14 protein-coding genes and 1 pseudogene are annotated in these 17,137 nt (G+C 48.0%); all 15 read left to right on the plus strand.

The genetic code is table 11. The features are described from left to right. Window positions 1–8 precede the first annotated feature (8 nt). Entirely contained in the window at window positions 9–992 is a 984-nt protein-coding gene (locus tag C0638_RS07865; protein WP_040102459.1) for an ABC transporter ATP-binding protein, read from the plus strand. Then, window positions 989–1,954, plus strand: coding sequence for an ABC transporter ATP-binding protein (locus C0638_RS07870; protein WP_025679381.1), 966 nt, complete (start codon window positions 989–991; stop codon window positions 1,952–1,954). The genes C0638_RS07865 and C0638_RS07870 overlap by 4 nt, the downstream gene beginning before the upstream one ends. A 160-nt stretch (window positions 1,955–2,114) precedes the next feature. Then, entirely contained in the window at window positions 2,115–3,056 is a 942-nt protein-coding gene (locus C0638_RS07875) for a D-alanyl-D-alanine carboxypeptidase family protein (protein WP_040102460.1), read from the plus strand. 234 nt (window positions 3,057–3,290) lie between these two features. After that, window positions 3,291–4,352 (plus strand): LCP family protein, encoded by a 1,062-nt coding sequence (locus tag C0638_RS07880; protein WP_016324927.1) that lies wholly within the window; start codon window positions 3,291–3,293, stop codon window positions 4,350–4,352. A 45-nt stretch (window positions 4,353–4,397) separates the two neighbouring features. After that, window positions 4,398–4,826, plus strand: a complete 429-nt coding sequence (locus C0638_RS07885; RefSeq protein WP_013373897.1) for a CBS domain-containing protein — start codon at window positions 4,398–4,400, stop codon at window positions 4,824–4,826. Between the two features lie 120 nt (window positions 4,827–4,946). Further along, window positions 4,947–5,249 carry a MazG-like family protein gene (locus C0638_RS07890; protein ID WP_013373896.1) on the plus strand — a complete coding sequence of 101 codons (303 nt, stop codon included), beginning with the start codon at window positions 4,947–4,949 and terminating at the stop codon, window positions 5,247–5,249. A 5-nt stretch (window positions 5,250–5,254) separates the two neighbouring features. Then, on the plus strand, window positions 5,255–6,172 hold the full coding sequence (locus C0638_RS07895) for a DUF2232 domain-containing protein (protein WP_058712149.1): 918 nt from the start codon (window positions 5,255–5,257) through the stop codon (window positions 6,170–6,172). 11 nt (window positions 6,173–6,183) lie between these two features. Continuing rightward, complete coding sequence (locus C0638_RS07900; protein WP_013373894.1) at window positions 6,184–8,172, plus strand: DHH family phosphoesterase; 1,989 nt, start codon at window positions 6,184–6,186, stop codon at window positions 8,170–8,172. Further along, window positions 8,169–8,612, plus strand: a complete 444-nt coding sequence (rplI, locus tag C0638_RS07905; RefSeq protein WP_013373893.1) for a 50S ribosomal protein L9 — start codon at window positions 8,169–8,171, stop codon at window positions 8,610–8,612. Before C0638_RS07900 ends, rplI begins: the two co-directional genes overlap by 4 nt. Before the next feature lie 2 nt (window positions 8,613–8,614). Next, window positions 8,615–9,973, plus strand: coding sequence for a replicative DNA helicase (gene dnaB, locus C0638_RS07910; RefSeq protein WP_058712150.1), 1,359 nt, complete (start codon window positions 8,615–8,617; stop codon window positions 9,971–9,973). Between the two features lie 376 nt (window positions 9,974–10,349). Beyond that, window positions 10,350–11,636 carry an adenylosuccinate synthase gene (locus C0638_RS07915; RefSeq protein ID WP_013373891.1) on the plus strand — a complete coding sequence of 429 codons (1,287 nt, stop codon included), beginning with the start codon at window positions 10,350–10,352 and terminating at the stop codon, window positions 11,634–11,636. A 230-nt stretch (window positions 11,637–11,866) separates the two neighbouring features. After that, window positions 11,867–12,523 (plus strand): hypothetical protein, encoded by a 657-nt coding sequence (locus C0638_RS07920; protein ID WP_058712151.1) that lies wholly within the window; start codon window positions 11,867–11,869, stop codon window positions 12,521–12,523. A 311-nt stretch (window positions 12,524–12,834) separates the two neighbouring features. Next, a complete protein-coding gene (locus C0638_RS07925) occupies window positions 12,835–14,358 on the plus strand; it encodes a M23 family metallopeptidase (RefSeq protein ID WP_058712152.1) in 1,524 nt (507 codons plus the stop codon). Between the two features lie 232 nt (window positions 14,359–14,590). Beyond that, window positions 14,591–15,322 (plus strand): response regulator YycF, encoded by a 732-nt coding sequence (gene yycF, locus C0638_RS07930; protein WP_058712153.1) that lies wholly within the window; start codon window positions 14,591–14,593, stop codon window positions 15,320–15,322. A gap of 71 nt (window positions 15,323–15,393) precedes the next feature. Next, window positions 15,394–17,079, plus strand: a pseudogene (gene walK / locus C0638_RS07935) (cell wall metabolism sensor histidine kinase WalK); the annotation flags it as partial. Between the last annotated feature and the right edge of the window lie 58 nt (window positions 17,080–17,137).

Below are 17,137 nucleotides of genomic sequence, written 5' to 3' on the forward strand. Positions count from 1 at the left end.
GAACGTTTATGGAAAATGCTTTGATTGAATTTCGTAACCTGAAAACCCACTTTCATACCTCTAACGGAACTGTCAAAGCGGTCAATGACGTCAGTTTTAAAATTCGTGAGGGTGAAACGCTCTGTGTGGTAGGAGAATCTGGTTGTGGTAAGAGTGTAACTGCGATGACGATGATGCGGTTGATTGATTCTCCCCACACCTCCGACGGACAAATCTGGTTTGAGGGCAAAGACCTCCTAAAACTCAATAAAGGTCAAATGCAGCAAATTCGCGGCAATGACATTTCGATTATTTTTCAGGAACCGATGTCTTCGCTGAATCCAGTGCTTACGATTGGAGAACAGATTACGGAGCCGTTGCTGATGCATACATTAATGAGTAAAAAAGAAGCACGCGCCCGGGCAATTGAACTGATTAATTTGGTGGGCATTTCGCGATCGGAGGAAATATTCCATTCCTATCCTCATGAATTGAGTGGCGGTATGCGCCAGCGGATTATGATTGCTATTGCTTTAAGCTGCAATCCGAAGCTGTTGATTGCGGATGAACCGACAACGGCACTGGATGTAACAATTCAGGCGCAGATTCTTGATTTAATGCGGGATTTGAAGGATAAGCTTAAAACGTCCATTATGCTGATTACGCACGACTTGGGTGTTGTGGCAGAAATGGCCGATTATGTGGTCGTTATGTATGCCGGGAACGTTATTGAAGAGGCTCCTGTCATTGAGCTGTTCAAAAATCCGCAGCATCCGTATACTCAAGGGCTATTAAAGGCTAAACCTGTCATTAATCAGAAAATGGATCGGCTGTATTCCATCCCAGGACAGGTGCCAAACCCCATTGAGCTGGGTGAAAATTGCCATTTTCATGATCGGTGCGCACATTGCATGCAAATATGCAAGGATCAGGCTCCTCCCTTAAATGAAAAGGAGAATGGTCATAAGGTTGCCTGCTGGCTATATGAGAAAGAAGGAGGGCAACGGATATGAGCGAGCCTTTGATTCAAGTGGAAGGGCTGAAAAAGTATTTCCCGATCACAGGCGGGGTGTTTCAGCGTACGGTCGGACATGTAAAGGCGGTCGATGATGTATCCTTTCACATACATAAGGGTGAGTCCTTTGGTCTGGTAGGAGAATCAGGCTGCGGTAAAAGTACGATTGGGCGCACGATTCTCAGATTAATGGATAAGACAGAGGGATCAGTACGGTACAAGGGCGAAGACTTGCACGCGTTAAACAAGGAGCAGATTCGTGCGCTTCGTCCGAAGCTGCAAATCGTCTTTCAGGACCCCTTTAGCTCACTGAACCCGAGAATTAAGGTTGGTGAGGCGATCGGGGAGGCTTTGCTGGATCACGGGTTGATTGATCGTAATGAGCTGCGGCAAAAGGTCAACGAAACGCTGAATATTTGCGGTCTATCCTCGTATCACTATGATCGTTATCCGCATGAGTTCTCTGGCGGTCAGCGGCAGCGGATCGGGATTGCACGGGCCTTGATTTTGAATCCTGATTTTATTGTGGCTGACGAGCCGGTATCTGCCCTGGATGTATCGATTCAGGCCCAGATCATTAACTTGTTAAGCGATTTGCAGCAGGAACGCCAACTGACGTACCTGTTCATCTCGCATGATCTGAGTGTGGTCGAGCATCTGTGTAGCCGGATTGGTGTGATGTATCTGGGCTCAATGGTAGAGTTGGCCTCCAAGGAGGAGCTGTTCAGCAATCCGCTTCACCCGTACACCAAGGCTTTGCTATCAGCAGTACCGATTCCAGATCCGACGATCAAAAGACAGCGGATTGTGTTAAAAGGGGACATCCCGTCTCCGGCTAATCCGCCGTCAGGATGCAAGTTTCATACACGTTGTCCTATGGCGGAAGCACGCTGTAAAACAGAGGCTCCAGTATATCGAGATGCAGGCGACCAGCATTTTGTAGCCTGTCATTTTGCTTAATACGTCATACTGAAGAAGCAAAATATCCGCCTTCCTGTAACAGGGATTGGCGGGTATTTTGTTGTGAAATAAAAAAAGGTAAAAAAATTGTATCTTTTTTTCGAAAAATTGCAGACAAAATGGATTTTTCATCGTCTAATAAGGTATGGAGGTTATTACGATGATGAAAAAACATTGGTTACGTTGGGCTATTGTCGTCCCGGTACTTATTATATTGATTTTTATGACACTTGGACCCCGCTTGTTGATCGGAAAGCCGAATGTGGATGCAGACGCTGCAGTGCTAATGGACATGCATACCGGGGAATTACTGATGGATGTGAATGGCGATAAGCCTATGCCCTCCGCAAATATGTCCAAGCTCATGACCGAGCTACTGGTACTGGAGGATATTCGGACCGGACGGTTAGGCTGGAATGATGAGGTGCGCATTAGTCGTTATGCCAGTACGGTGGGTGGTGTGAATCTATCCCTCCGGTATGGAGAAAGAATGACCGTATCTGAATTGTTTCAAAGTATGGTAGTGTATTCAGCGAATGACGCAGCTGTGGCACTGGCGGAACGTTCATCAGGGAATGAGTCCGCTTTTGTAAAGCGCATGAATGAAAAAGCTGCCCAAATTGGGTTGTCGCCCGATAGTCGCTTTAGTAATGCCTCTGGGGCAGGTCAGAGTGAATTAGGGCCGAACCATCCTAAGGACATTCGCGGAGAAACGAAGATGACGGCAAGCGACACTGCAAAGTTGGCCTCTTACTTGATTACATCACATCCTGAGATTCTCAGAACGTCCAGCCGTACACAGATGGAATTGAAGGATAAGGGCATTTACATCAGCAATACGAACTGGATGTTGCCTTCCTTGGCTGGACCGTACTCTTATGCGGGCACGGACGGATTGAAAGCAGGATACACAAGCGATGCTGGATATTGTTTCACGGGTACAGCTGAGCAGCATGGCAAACGGTTAGTTGCTGTAGTACTGGGTGCACCGAGCAAGGAGGAGCGTTTCGAGCAGACACGGAAGTTGTTCGATTATGGTTTTTCTCTGTCCACCTCTTTCCCTGTGCGTTTGCAAAATTTGGTGAAATTGGCTCCTCATTAAAAATAAAAGATAACTTTGAAGGCTACATAGAATACTTATATATACATTACTGAAGGCTTTGACCGTAAGGGCGAAGCCTTTTTTGTCATGAATTTGAGGAACTGACCACGCCATGGCACTTTTGACAACAAGGTAGCTGACCTTTTATGCTTTGAGGGGAAGTTTCCGCTTCATGAGGGACCCATCCGGTTTAATGAAGAGATGGGATTTGTGGACGAAAGAAGGAAGGAAGCCATGATGGAGAGAAGACATAAGAGAAGGACCCGTGGAAAGCCCAAAAAGAAAAAGAGGTTTACCGCTCTATATATTTCATGTATTGTCTTGCTTTTAGTTGCAGTGGGAGGCTATCTATTCCGCAAACAGCTGACGCTCGTGGCTTTCGACTGGTTTGTGTCACCGACGCTGGAAAGCAAACTGGAGAAATCCTACCAGCCTCGTCAATCCGCGGAACAGCAGCCGCAAGAGAAGGTGGCTTACCAAAAGGAGCCTTTTTCGGTGTTGCTACTGGGAACGGATCAAAGGCCAAACGAAAAGGCACGTGGTCGCTCAGATACGGTGATATATGCTGCTGTACGGCCCGCAGAATCGCGTGTGCTCTTGGTCTCCATTCCAAGGGATACGTATGTACAGATTGCCGGACATGACTCCAATCGAGATGGCGAGGATGATTTTGATAAGTTAGGGCATGCTTATGCGTTCGGAGGCGAGGATATGTCCATGGCCACCGTAGAGAAGCTGATGGAGCATAAGGTCGATTATTATGCTACGATTAATTTCCAGGGGATTCAGGATGCCGTGAATGCAGTGGGTGGAGTTGTGCTTCCTATCGATCAGCCCATCGAGAATAAAAACCCGCTGCATATCAAGTTCCGTATTGAGGCGGGCAAGCCGCTTTATAATGGTGAAGAAGCCATGTATTATGTTAGGTATCGGGAAGATAGCGACTTCAACCGTACAAAACGTCAGCAAATTTTTTTGAACGCTATGGCCGATAGGCTGCTGAATATCGATGGAATCACCAAGATCCCGGAGTTGCTCGATATTATGGGGGCCAATTTCACAACGGATATGGAACCTGCCTTTATTACTAGGCTTGGCAAGCAAGCTATTTCACAGGGGAATCCACAAATTTCAAGTTTTACGATTACGGGGGAAGGGTTCAAGAAAAAGGGTCTGTACTATGACCGGGCTAATGAACAGGAGCTTGAATATGCCAGACTTATGATTGCGAACTGGCTAGACTCTGATACAACCCCGCAGACGCTGAGGCTTCCCGACAAGCAGGACATTCAGTGAGTAATCAATTGATTTATATTTGATTTTGAGGGGGATTCGTTTCTCATGAATATCGCTTTTTTCTTGCTTCCCAAACAAGAGGTCGCTTGTGTAACGGCGGATGCTACTCTACGGCAAACATTGGAACGAATGGAATATCACCGGTTCACAGCGGTTCCTATTTTGGATAAGGAAGGTAGATATACGGGTACGGTTACAGAGGGCGACCTATTGTGGCATATGAAAGAGTCTGAGGGGAAAATCACCTTTGAAAACGCTTCTAAGTTTATGCTCAAGGACGTTCCGCTGCGGGTTTCGATGAAACCTGTATCCATTGATGCCAATATGGAGGATCTGATTAATTTGGCGAAGGTACAAAACTTTGTGCCCGTCGTGGATGATATGGAACGGTTTATCGGTATCGTGCGCCGCAGCCAAATTATTGAGTATTGTGAGAAATTTGTGTCTAAGGAATCGCTTAATACTTCAAGCTAAAATAAGCAGCAGAGCTGCTATGAAATAACGATTTACCCTATGGGGTAACAGTTATTTTCAAAATAGGATATGCTATAATGGAGAATAAAGCTTTTTCAGAGGGGTGTGACTCTTCATCATATGCCTAAAGAAATGGATGTAGTTAAACGAGCCAAGGTTATTGAATGGCTTAAAACAGAGGTGCTCGACCAAGTCTCCCGTCTGTTTAAGGCGATGTGGGAAGGCAGTACAGTCCGTATTGGTGATTGTTTGGCCAGCCTGGTGATGAGCAGTTATATTCTGGGGAGGCGTCTTGGGGTGTCTTACCGTGAATTGGATGATCTACTCATCGACAAGCTAAGAAAGCACAGAAAAGAAGGACACCAGTTGGAGGATTGGTATCAAGACATTTCCGCACTGGAAGAACATATGCGTAAGAGGTGAAAACGTTGAAATTCCGCTTGGCCACTGTAGCATGGAGCGTTATTTATTTGCTTCTGCTGCTGACTCTATTGACACCATTTAGAATTATTACCGTATTTTTTCTGATTGTGCCTGGCGCTGTATTGTTTTCATCGCTGCCTTTCAAAGGTTTTCTGGTTCACGTCATACCGGTGCTTTTAATTATAGCGCTACTCGATGTGTATTCGCTGCTTCCTGCGATTTACTTTCTGATTCCTTCTATATTGATGGGACGGGTATATAAAAAGGGAGGATCTGCCTTTCAGGCGTTGGTGACCGGAACGGGCATTATTTTAGCCGAATTGTTGTTTGTACTGTTTATCGCTACGTATTCCTTCGGGTTTGATCTTTCGCAGTTCCTTCGTGATCAGGCTGAGATGTCGGCCAGTATTGTACAGCAGATTTTGAGTGCGAATCCGATGTTTGCGAATATGAGCTGGACAGCTGAAGATACGCAGAAACTCGGTACAATGCTGATTGGTAAAGTTCCATATGTGATGATTGTCAGCTCGTTCATACTGGCAGTGATCACACATGCTTTGGCACGTCCAGCGTTGAGTAGTCTCGATGTGCCGGTACGTAAAATGAAGCCTGCCCGCGAGTGGATGCTACCGCGTACGCTGATCTGGTACTATCTGCTGGCAATTGTAATTGGATGGATAGCGGATTCTTCCGATAGCAGCTGGATTCAAACGGTCTCCATTAGTATGCTACCGCTGATCCATGCATGTTTTATTATCCAGACAATTGGTTTTGTATACTTCTGGACGCATAGCCGTAAAAAGAGCCCGGTGATTGCGTTGCTGCTGTCGCTCGTCGTTCTGGTGTTCCAGCCGCTCCGCATTATAGGTATTATTGATTTGGCCTTTCCGCTGCGTGAAGCTATTACAAGATCAAAGAAATAGGGTGAACAGTCATGCCTAAATTTCTACAAAAACGCTGGCACGGCTATCAGACGGTCTGGGCGTTTTTACTGCTGCTGGTGCTTGTCATATGTATTTCCATGTACAACTGGGAACTGGGTGTGATAGGACTGCTGCTATCATTCTTGCTCGGCGGACTGATGCTGAAGACGGAGCTGGATTTTCGTCGGGAACTGAATCAATATATCAGTGGTCTTTCCTTCCGGATTAAGCGGGTGGAGGGAGAAGCGATCAGTACACTGCCGTTCGGTATCATTTTATACAGTGAAAATCGAACCGTAGAATGGCACAATCGCTTTGCCAGTGAGATGTTCGAGGAGCAATCATTGATTGGAGAGCCTCTTCAAGATTTGTTTCCTCAACTCGCAAATGCTCTAAGCACTAAAAAAGAAACGAAAGAACCTGCTCGTGAACTAAAGGTTGAATTACAGCATGATGAGCGTCATTATCAGTTTCTAATCGTGCCTGATGAGCGTCTGATATATTTGTATGAAGTGACGGAGCTCGCGGTACTGCGCAAGCAGTATGAGAACGAGCGGTTGGCGCTTGGTATCGTCATGCTTGATAATATGGACGAGGCTGCTCAGGGAATGGACGATCAGCAGCGCACCGCGCTTATTGCGAAGGTTTCCAGCGAGATTACGTCTTGGGCCAATCAGTACAATATTTATTTGCGCCGGTTGTCATCTGAGCGTTATCTGATTATGCTGAATCATAAAGCACTCCAAGAACTGGAGCAGAGCCGATTCGTCATTTTGGATACCGTGAGGGAAATGACGGCGGATTTGAAAGTACCGATGACATTGAGCATTGGCTTGTCTTTCGGCGCAGAGAGTATCAAGGAGCTGGGCGAGTTGGCCCAGTCCAGTCTAGATATGGCGCTTGGACGCGGGGGGGATCAGGCAGCAGTGAAAGCGGGACAGCGTCTGTCCTTTTATGGAGGCAAGTCCAATGCTGTCGAGAAGCGTACCAGGGTGCGAGCCCGAGTCATTGCACATGCGCTGCGTGATCTGATGCAGGAGAGCGACCGCGTGCTGATTATGGGACACAAAATACCGGACATGGATGCAATAGGAGCAGCTATCGGTGTATGGAAGGCCGCGGCACTTTACAATGTAGAGGCCCATATCGTACTGGACAAATCCAATCCGTCTATTGACCGAATGATGGAGCAGGTAAACAAGGATGAGAAGCTATCGCAAGCGCTCATGACACCGGAGCAGTCGCTTCAGGTGATGACCGAGCACAGCCTGCTGGTTGTGGTGGATACGCACAAGGCTTCAATGACGATTGAGCCTCGTCTGGTGCAGACGGCCAGCCGGGTGGTGGTTGTGGATCATCACCGTCGGGGCGAGGAATTTATTAATGATTCTGTTCTAATCTATTTGGAGCCATACGCGTCATCGGCCTGTGAACTGGTGACCGAGCTGCTGCAATATATCCATGAGAAGGTCCAGCTGACACCGCTGGAGGCAACATCACTGCTGGCGGGGATTACGGTGGATACCAAGCATTTTTCCCTGCATACAGGCTCACGTACGTTTGAGGCTGCTGGCTTCTTAAGACGTAGTGGAGCAGATACAGTCATGATCCAGCGCATGTTAAAAGAGGACCTGGATGAATATATTGCTAAGGCGGAAATTATTAAGCATGCTAAAATGATATATGGGCATATCGCAATTGCGGTGACCGAGCCTGGACAAAAAATACCGCAGCTCCTGATTGCTCAGGTGGCGGATTCATTGCTCAATATGACGGATGTACTGGCCTCCTTTGTGGTCAGTGAACGTCCTGACGGCCTGGTGGGGATCAGCGCCCGTTCACTCGGACGCATGAACGTACAGGTCGTCATGGAACGGCTAGGCGGCGGAGGACATCTGACAAACGCAGCGGTTCAGCTGGATTGCTCGCTGGAGGAAGCTAAGCGCAGAGTGGTCGACGTTCTGGCCGAAATTGATGGGGAAGAGGGGTTATTTGAATGAAAGTAATATTCATTAAAGATATGAAGGGCCAAGGTAAGAAGGGGCAGATTAAGGAAGTGTCGGACGGTTATGCAGCGAATTTCCTGTTGCCACGTGGGATTGCCCGCCCAGCAACGGAAGGAAATATGAAGACGCTGGAAAACCAAAACGCTGCTGAGGAAAAACGCAAGCAAGAGGAAAAGGAAGAGGCACAAGTACTCGGCAAAAAGCTGGAAGAGACTACAATTCAGCTCAAAGCAAAGGCTGGAGAAGGTGGACGTCTGTTCGGCGCAATTACAAGCAAGCAAATCGCAGAGGCTGTTGCTAAAACAGGCATCAAGCTGGACAAACGCAAAATCGAGCTGGAAGAACCGATTCGTACGTTGGGCGTGACTCAAATGACCGTCAAGCTTCATCCTGAGGTCAAAGCTACGCTGAAAGTACAGGTGACTGAAGAATAATTATGGGCGGCGAATTTTTTGATCGGATTCCTCCGCAAAATCTGGAGGCTGAACAGGCGGTTATCGGGTCTATTTTGCTTCAGTCCGAAGCACTGATTACCGCAATGGAGCGGGTGCAGACCGAGGACTTTTACGATAAAGCTCATCAGATGATTTACGAAGCAATGATTGAGCTGGGTGAATCCGGACAGCCGATTGACTTGGTTACGCTGACCTCGAAAATTCAAGACAAGGGACAGCTAGAGGATATCGGTGGTGTCAGTTATCTGGCGAAGTTGGCTCACGGGGTGCCAACAGCGGCTAACGTGGATTACTATGCCCAGATCATTGAAGAAAAAGCGATGCTTCGTCGCTTGATTCGTGCAGCTACACAGATTGTGAGCGAAGGCTATAGCAACGGCGAGGATGTCGCCGGCATGCTGAGCGATGCCGAGCGCAAGATTATGGAAATCTCCAACGGGCGCTCAGGCAGTGGCTTTATTGCCATCCGCGATGTCGTGATGGAAGTGTTTGACCGCGTTGAATTGCTGCATCAGAACAAGGGCAACACGACCGGAATTCCGTCCGGCTTTGTTGATTTGGATAAGATGACAGCGGGTTTCCAGCGCAATGACTTGATCATTGTGGCTGCTCGTCCATCTGTAGGTAAAACGGCATTTGCCCTGAATATTGCACAAAACGTTGCAGTACGGGCAAAAGAGACGGTTGCCATCTTCAGTCTGGAAATGTCGGCGGCTCAGCTCGTGCAGCGGATGATCTGTGCCGAGGCTAACTTGGACGCGAACGTCATGCGGACAGGTGAATTTAAGGGCGATGACGATTGGGCGAAGCTGACGATGGGCATTGCAGCCTTGTCAGAGGCGGAAATCTATATCGACGATACGCCCGGCATCACTGTGGCTGATATCCGAGCCAAATGCCGCCGTCTCAAGGCGGAAAAGGGACTGGGTATGATCGTTATTGACTACTTGCAGCTCATTCACGGACGCGGCAAAGCGGGCGAGAACCGGCAGCAGGAGGTATCCGAAATTTCACGGACATTGAAACAAATCGCCCGTGAACTTGAAGTGCCTGTAATTGCCCTTTCCCAGCTGAGTCGGGGCGTGGAGCAGCGTCAAGATAAGCGGCCAATGATGAGTGACTTGCGGGAATCGGGTTCCATCGAGCAGGATGCTGACATCGTTGCGTTTCTGTACCGGGATGATTACTATAATCAGGAAACAGAAAAGAAAAATATTATTGAAATTATTATTGCCAAGCAGCGTAACGGCCCGGTCGGTACGGTAGAGTTGGTATTTCTTAAAAATTATAATAAATTCGCTAATTACGAGCGTGCCCATTCGGATGCGTTCGCCGGTTAATATATTAGTATGTTTAGAAAAGGCTCTTTCGACGCGGGTATCGCGGTTTCGAGAGAGTCTTTTTTATAGAATTCATATATTTTCATAGAACGATTGAAACTCTCAATTACGAACAATACTATTTTCATGTAATATAATGTTCGCTTTTTATTTGACTTTGAAAAATGGTACTGGTACACTTATAGTGCTGCTTCAACGTAGCGGGAGATCATTACGCCCGGGGCTTTCCGAACTTGTGGAATGTCTGCGACGGACGTTTTTTCCTGCTGTCCGAGAACGCTTCATATCTGCCCGCTGAGGCGGTTGAAGCCAGATATGTGTTAGCGCGTCAGCTCAAAATCAGAGTGTCTGTGGGCACTCCACGGAGGAATGAAACATGTCAACTGTAGTCGTTGTGGGAACACAATGGGGAGACGAAGGCAAAGGTAAAATCACGGACTATCTGGCGGAAAGCGCTGAAGTGGTGGCCCGTTACCAAGGCGGAAACAATGCTGGTCATACGATTCTCATTGACGGTAAAAAGTATAAGCTGAGCCTGATTCCATCCGGCGTTTTTTATGAAGATAAAAAGTGTGTTATTGGCAACGGCATGGTAGTGAATCCAGCCGCTCTTATTGAAGAAATTACTTATATTCATGATAATGGATTTTCCACAAAAAATTTGGTCATTAGTGACCGCGCACATGTCATTATGCCTTACCATATGACGTTGGATGTGCTGGAAGAAGACCGCAAAGGTCCTAACAAAATTGGTACTACCCGTAAAGGGATCGGTCCTGCTTATATGGATAAAGCTGCACGTAACGGTATTCGTATTGCTGATTTGCTGGATGCAGAGGAATTCGAAAAGAAACTGCGCCATCTAACGAAGGAAAAGAATCAAGTGATTGAGCAAGTATACGGCGGCGAGCCGCTGGATGTTGAAGAAATATTGAAACAGTACCTGGAATATGCTGAGTTTATCCGTCCTTATGTAGCGGACACGTCTGTTGTGCTGAACGATGCAATCGACGCGAATCGTAAGGTATTGTTTGAAGGTGCGCAAGGCGTTATGCTCGATATCGACCAAGGTACGTATCCATACGTTACGTCCTCTAACCCGTCGGCTGGCGGCGTATGTATCGGTTCCGGTGTAGGCCCGTCCAAAATTCAACAAGTGATCGGTGTAGCTAAATCGTACACAACTCGTGTAGGTGATGGACCTTTCCCAACGGAGTTGAACGATGAAGTCGGCGATTACATTCGTGAAACAGGTCATGAGTATGGCACGGTTACAGGACGTGCTCGTCGTGTTGGCTGGTTTGACAGCGTCGTTGTCCGTCATGCCCGTCGTGTCAGTGGATTAACGGGTCTTTCCCTGAACTCGTTGGACGTTTTGACAGGCCTGAAAACAGTCAAAATCTGTACAGGCTACAAATATCGCGGTGAGATCATCACGCATTATCCAGCTAGCTTGAAAATGCTGGCGGAATGCGAAGCGGTATATGAGGAATTGCCAGGTTGGAGCGAAGATATTACTGGCGTAAAAACGTTGGAGGAACTGCCTGAAAATACACGCAAATACGTACAACGCGTATCCGAGCTGACAGGCATTCCAATCGCTATTTTCTCGGTTGGTCGTAACCGTGATCAAACGAACCAAGTGCTTCCGATTTATTTGTAAGACATCTATAGGATTCTATGAAGGCGTCATGCCTGTTCTAAAATATAGCTATTCCTGCACGATTAGGAGAGAGAGGTGGTTAATTCCTTTCTCTCCTTTTTTCTGTGTAGTTGTGTTTGTGCTAGTTTTACATATTCCAAGGGTTAAAAATCGTCATATCTCGTCAATACTGGTCTATATGCACTTCATGGTGTACACATGGCAGGATGCGTATAAGGAGGTAACGGGATATGAGGTGGCTTGGATGGCTGCTTAAAAAAGGAATGACGGTGGTGCTGGTCAGCGCGCTGACACTGGCAGTGACCGGTGTGGTCGTGAATGCCTATGTTCAATCACTGCTGCGGCAGTTTAACATTCAGCTTGATCACCAGCCGATATGGGGATGGAGTTGGCTAAAAGGCAGCGCTGGTACTGACCAAAGTACAGGCACAGGGAAGAGCAAGACGACAGGGAGCGACTCTGGAGGTGTAACACCGCCTGATAATGCTTTGCCTGTCATGGGACAGGGCTTAGAAGAAAGTGGACATGAAGCTGGTGGCTCATCCAATGGAAAGGGATCTCAGGAAGGGGCCACATCGGTGGGAACACCAGACAGCGAGTCGCGTCAGCAGGCAGAAGGTACAGCTACACCCGAAACGAGTATCGAAGGTCATGATTTGGTCATTACGCCCGACCATCTGACAGAGAAAAAGAACAATTTACCGGCGGCTCAGAAGCAGGAGATTTTTACGATTCTCATGAATAAACTACCGCCGGAGGAGATGCAGAAAATATCAGCCGCGATGGAAGGCGGTCTCACCGAGCAGGAGCTGCAAGATATTCAGCAGGTGCTTGCGAAGTATTTGACCAAAGAGGAATATAACAAGTTGATGGGTATGCTTAAATAATGCATAAATAAAAACGCATGAAATGTATGGGCAATGTTAATGCTCAAAACAGGACTGTAGAATCCGCGCCAGGCGCGGATTTTTTTGCGTTCAAGGAAGTAATTGGGTTGTAGTTGAATTCTTTGTAAAAGCTATGTTAAAGTAAACTGTGTTGTGAAAAGGTTAAATTTTTGAAACCTTTTACGTAACTATGCAATGCTAGATAGCGACTATTATCATAGATAAGCTTGTAAAAGGGCTACTTTTATCATGTAAAAAAACAATAATGAACGCATTTAATAGAGATAGGATATGCTGAAAAGGAGAGAACCATGGAGGTTTCTAAGGGGAAGTTATCACCAGACCACAGGAGTGGAAATTCAAGTGTTGAGGGCAATTCTGCTGATAAAGCAGGGAAAATAGCAACATGGTGGAGCGGACGGAAAAGATGGTTAAGTTGGGCGGCAGGCGGCATTGTGATTGTTGGCGGTCTTATTTTTGCTAGCAATCAGTATGTTGGAGCCAATACAGTTCCTTATTATAAAGTGTATGTTAAAGGCGTTGAGGTCGGCAGTATCTTGAATGAGCAGCAGCTTAAGCAGCTGTATACAACGAAGAGCAAACAGTATAAAGACAAGTATCCTGACGTGGAAATGGTGCTCAATACGAGCGCAGTAACGACGAGCACGGAAAAGGCATATAAGGCGGATATCGATAGCGCAACCACGCTGAAGAAGCTGGACGGCATGCTGACTGCCTATGCCAAAGGAGTAAAAGTGAAGGTCAACGGACAGATGGTTGGCATTGTAAAGGATAAAGCGACTGCACAAGCGGCTTTAAAGCAAGTGCAGAAGAAATACACACCTGCAGGTGAAGGTACGGCGACAGGCATCAAGGGGCTGGTTCGCAAAACATCCGTGGGGAGTAGTCATGCTAGCGCAAGCACTAAGGCACCTAAAGCATGGCTGGAGTCTGCCAGTATCCGTGAAAAAATTGCGTATGAGCCGGTGAAAGCAGATCCGAACAAGGTGCTGACAGAGGCAGAAGCGGTTAAAGTACTAACCGAGGGGCGTGAAGCGCCTATAACGTATACAGTGCAGGAAGGCGATTCTTTGTCATCCATTGCTGCTAAATTCGATATGACGGCTTGGGAGATTAAGCAGAATAATCCTGGCTTGCGTGAATTGTATTTGCAAATTGGGGACGAATTAAAAGTCACGGCTCCAAAGGCACCTGTTACGGTACGAACAGTAGAAAAGGTCGTCGAGCAGATCGCCATCGAGCCTGAGGTAGAGATTCGCCAGAGCGATGAATTGAAAGCAGGAGTTACGAAAGTCGTCAGACCGGGACAAGCAGGTCTTAAAGAGATGGACTATCGTTTGACCAAGGAGAACGGCGAGGTCGTGCAAGAGGAATGGCTTGGTCAAAAGGTGTTACAGCCGTCTGTTACCGAGGTGGTTCTGAGAGGAACGAAAGTCGAGGGAGAAGGTTCCGGACAGTTCGCTTGGCCGGTGTCTGGCGCTACGATGTCGAGTAGCTTTGGCGCACGCTGGGGACGTATGCATGAGGGCGTCGATTTGGTTGGCAGTCCTGACATTCACGCATCTGATGAAGGTGTGGTGTCATTTGCAGGTCAGCAGAATGGATATGGCAATGTCATTATGATCGATCATGGCAACGGCTACCAGACGGTGTACGGGCATTTGAGCAGCATTGGCGTTCATGTAGGACAGGTTGTTCAACAAGGCGAGTCGATCGGAGTTATGGGGAGCACAGGACGCTCAACAGGAACGCATCTTCATTTTGAAATTCGCAAGGATAATACGGCACGCAATCCCATGACGTATTTAAGATAGATTTGATGATTATATCGTTAGCTACATGATTGACGAAGAACAAGGAGAAAGGCCATGTTTTTCTGCATGCTTAACAGCAGGTGCAGACATGGTTTTTTTCTGCGTAAAGAAAAGGGTCTGGAAAAGTAATGGAATAGCGTATGGGTATGATAGAATAGAATAAGCATCTTATGGGCGCTAACAAACGAAAGTTAATGATAGATGATGATCCGTGAGAAGAGGTGATCGCTGTATGCAGGGGACGATTCTAGTAGTGGATGATGAACAACCTATCGCTGATATTTTAAAATTTAATTTGGAAAAAGAGGGCTACGAGGTCATTTGCGCCTTCGATGGAATCAGTGCAGTGGATATTGCGGTTAAGCAACAGCCAGACCTGATTTTACTGGACCTGATGCTGCCGGGCATGGATGGTATGGACGTATGCCGCGAGGTGCGTGGACATCAGCTTCAGACGCCAATTATTATGCTGACTGCGAAGGATGGGGAAATCGACAAAGTGCTAGGGCTGGAGCTGGGCGCGGACGATTATGTGACGAAGCCGTTCAGCACACGGGAATTGCTGGCACGGGTGAAGGCACAGATGCGTAGACAGCAACGCGGCGTGGCGGGCACGCCGGAAAGCCGCCCACAGGAGGATAAGCAGGGGCTGCGCGTAGGCGATCTCTTTTTTGATACGGATATGTATACAGCCTATAAAAACGGAACTCCACTTGACCTGACGCATCGCGAGTATGAACTTCTATATTATATGGCGAAAAATGCAGGCAAGGTCATGACTCGCGAGCATTTGCTTCAAGCAGTATGGGGATTTGAATACTACGGGGATGTGCGGACGGTAGACGTGACGATCCGGCGGCTGCGCGAGAAGATTGAGGAAAACCCGAGCAAGCCGGAGACCATTCTGACACGCCGTGGCCTCGGATATATTGTTAACGGGGGCAAAGGTGGCCTGCGGGCATGAGATGGCTGTCTTTCTTTCGCACCATTCATGCCAAGTTGATTATTATCTATGTGCTGCTTATTTTGGTGGCCATGCAGTTGATTGGAGTCTATTTTGTCAGCTCGATGAAGAACTCTTTGACGAGTAATTTTACGCAGGATTTGCAAGCACGGGCGGAGATGCTGTCCGTGCTGGCGGAGCAGGATCTGAGCGGCAGTGATGGCAAAATGGAAGAAGATAGCGTCGAAAGTCTGCGTGCACGCGTAAATAACTTGTTTGATTTCAGCGGTGCGGAAATTCAGGTGCTGGATGCCAGCGGCAAAGTACTGATTACTTCTCAAGGCTCCCACGCTGACTATGTCGGACGTAAAAATACGCAGACAGTGGTTAGCCGCGCACTTCAAGGAATCCGTGATAACGAGGAATATATGGTGGACGAGGATAACGTCCGCAAGAAGGTCGTCGCCAAGCCTGTCATCAGCCAAGGCAAAATCGTCGGTGCGGTGTACATCGCTGCTTCGATGGCTGAGCTGTACGATACGATGAAACGCATTAACAATGTGTTTCTCTCAGGTATGCTGATTGCACTCGCGTTGACGGCTGTGCTGGGCGTGGTATTGGCCCACACGATTACGCATCCGATCAAAGTGATGACACGTCATGCAACAGAGGTCGCTGAGGGCAAATTTGACCAGCAGATGCCGGTGTTTGGCGAAGATGAAATCGGTAGGCTGAGCGTGGCCTTTAACTATATGACAGGACGTCTGCGTGAGGCACTGTCGCAGAATGAGGAGGAGAAGGAAAAGCTCTCCTCCATCTTGACCAATATGAGCGACGGTGTGGTCGCTACCGACGATCATGGCCGGGTCATTCTGGTCAATCGCCGGGCCAGCGCCATGCTGGGCGTGAACGAGAATGAAATGACTGGCAGACATATTGCGGTACTACTGGGGATCGACCCCGAGGAAACTGAGGCTCTGTACAGCGGCTCGTCCGCTTCTACACTCTTGCAGTTGGAGCCGGCTGGTCAAGATGAGCCCATCGTCATCCGCGTGACCTTTACGCCAATTCATCGGCGGGAATTTGGCATTACGGGTACGATTGCTGTGCTCCAGGACGTGACAGAGCAGGAGGAAATGGAGACGACGCGACGGGAATTCGTAGCTAATGTATCCCATGAGCTACGCACACCGCTGACGACGATCCGCAGCTACGCTGAAGCGCTGGATGACGGCGCGATGGCTGAGCCGCAGCTCGCAGAGCGTTTTGTGGGTGTTATACGCAATGAGACGGAGCGTATGATCCGGTTGGTTACAGATTTGCTGCATCTATCGCGGCTCGATTCCAATGAAGCGCCTTTGCGGATGCAGCCTGCCGATGTGATGGAGATGCTGGACGAGGTCGCGGATCGGTTTTCTTTTCAGATGAAGGAAAATCACATTCGCTCAGGCATGTTCGTAGAGCAGGGGATTGGCAAGGTCGTAATCGACCGCGATCAGATTGATCAGGTGCTGGACAATCTGATGTCCAATGCATTGAAATATACGCCAGAAGGTGGAAGTATTCGGATCGAGGCTCGCCGCAACAATGAGGGCATGCTGGCTATTTCGGTGCAGGATACTGGAATTGGTATTCCCAAAAAAGATCTGGACCGGATTTTTGAACGGTTTTATCGTGTGGACAAGGCGAGATCGCGCAATATGGGTGGCACGGGACTGGGGCTGTCGATTGCCCGGGAAATTGTAAAGGCCCATGGAGGCCAGATTTTCCTGGAGTCCGAATATGGTCAGGGAACTTGTACGACTTTTACGCTGCCTATGTCGGGTGAAGGGAGGG

This window comes from Paenibacillus sp. lzh-N1, assembly GCF_002872435.1.
Lineage (GTDB): Bacteria > Bacillota > Bacilli > Paenibacillales > Paenibacillaceae > Paenibacillus > Paenibacillus polymyxa_C.

Excerpts from the sequence above, each read along its gene's own strand:
- C0638_RS07865 (WP_040102459.1), top strand. The coding sequence starts at position 9 with ATGGAAAATGCTTTGATTGAATTTCGTAACCTGAAAACCCACTTTCAT.
- C0638_RS07870 (WP_025679381.1), top strand. The coding sequence starts at position 989 with ATGAGCGAGCCTTTGATTCAAGTGGAAGGGCTGAAAAAGTATTTCCCG.
- C0638_RS07875 (WP_040102460.1), top strand. The coding sequence starts at position 2,115 with ATGATGAAAAAACATTGGTTACGTTGGGCTATTGTCGTCCCGGTACTT.
- C0638_RS07880 (WP_016324927.1), top strand. The coding sequence starts at position 3,291 with ATGATGGAGAGAAGACATAAGAGAAGGACCCGTGGAAAGCCCAAAAAG.
- C0638_RS07885 (WP_013373897.1), top strand. The coding sequence starts at position 4,398 with ATGAATATCGCTTTTTTCTTGCTTCCCAAACAAGAGGTCGCTTGTGTA.
- C0638_RS07890 (WP_013373896.1), top strand. The coding sequence starts at position 4,947 with ATGCCTAAAGAAATGGATGTAGTTAAACGAGCCAAGGTTATTGAATGG.
- C0638_RS07900 (WP_013373894.1), top strand. The coding sequence starts at position 6,184 with ATGCCTAAATTTCTACAAAAACGCTGGCACGGCTATCAGACGGTCTGG.
- rplI (WP_013373893.1), top strand. The coding sequence starts at position 8,169 with ATGAAAGTAATATTCATTAAAGATATGAAGGGCCAAGGTAAGAAGGGG.
- dnaB (WP_058712150.1), top strand. The coding sequence starts at position 8,615 with ATGGGCGGCGAATTTTTTGATCGGATTCCTCCGCAAAATCTGGAGGCT.
- C0638_RS07915 (WP_013373891.1), top strand. The coding sequence starts at position 10,350 with ATGTCAACTGTAGTCGTTGTGGGAACACAATGGGGAGACGAAGGCAAA.
- C0638_RS07920 (WP_058712151.1), top strand. The coding sequence starts at position 11,867 with ATGAGGTGGCTTGGATGGCTGCTTAAAAAAGGAATGACGGTGGTGCTG.
- C0638_RS07925 (WP_058712152.1), top strand. The coding sequence starts at position 12,835 with ATGGAGGTTTCTAAGGGGAAGTTATCACCAGACCACAGGAGTGGAAAT.
- yycF (WP_058712153.1), top strand. The coding sequence starts at position 14,591 with ATGCAGGGGACGATTCTAGTAGTGGATGATGAACAACCTATCGCTGAT.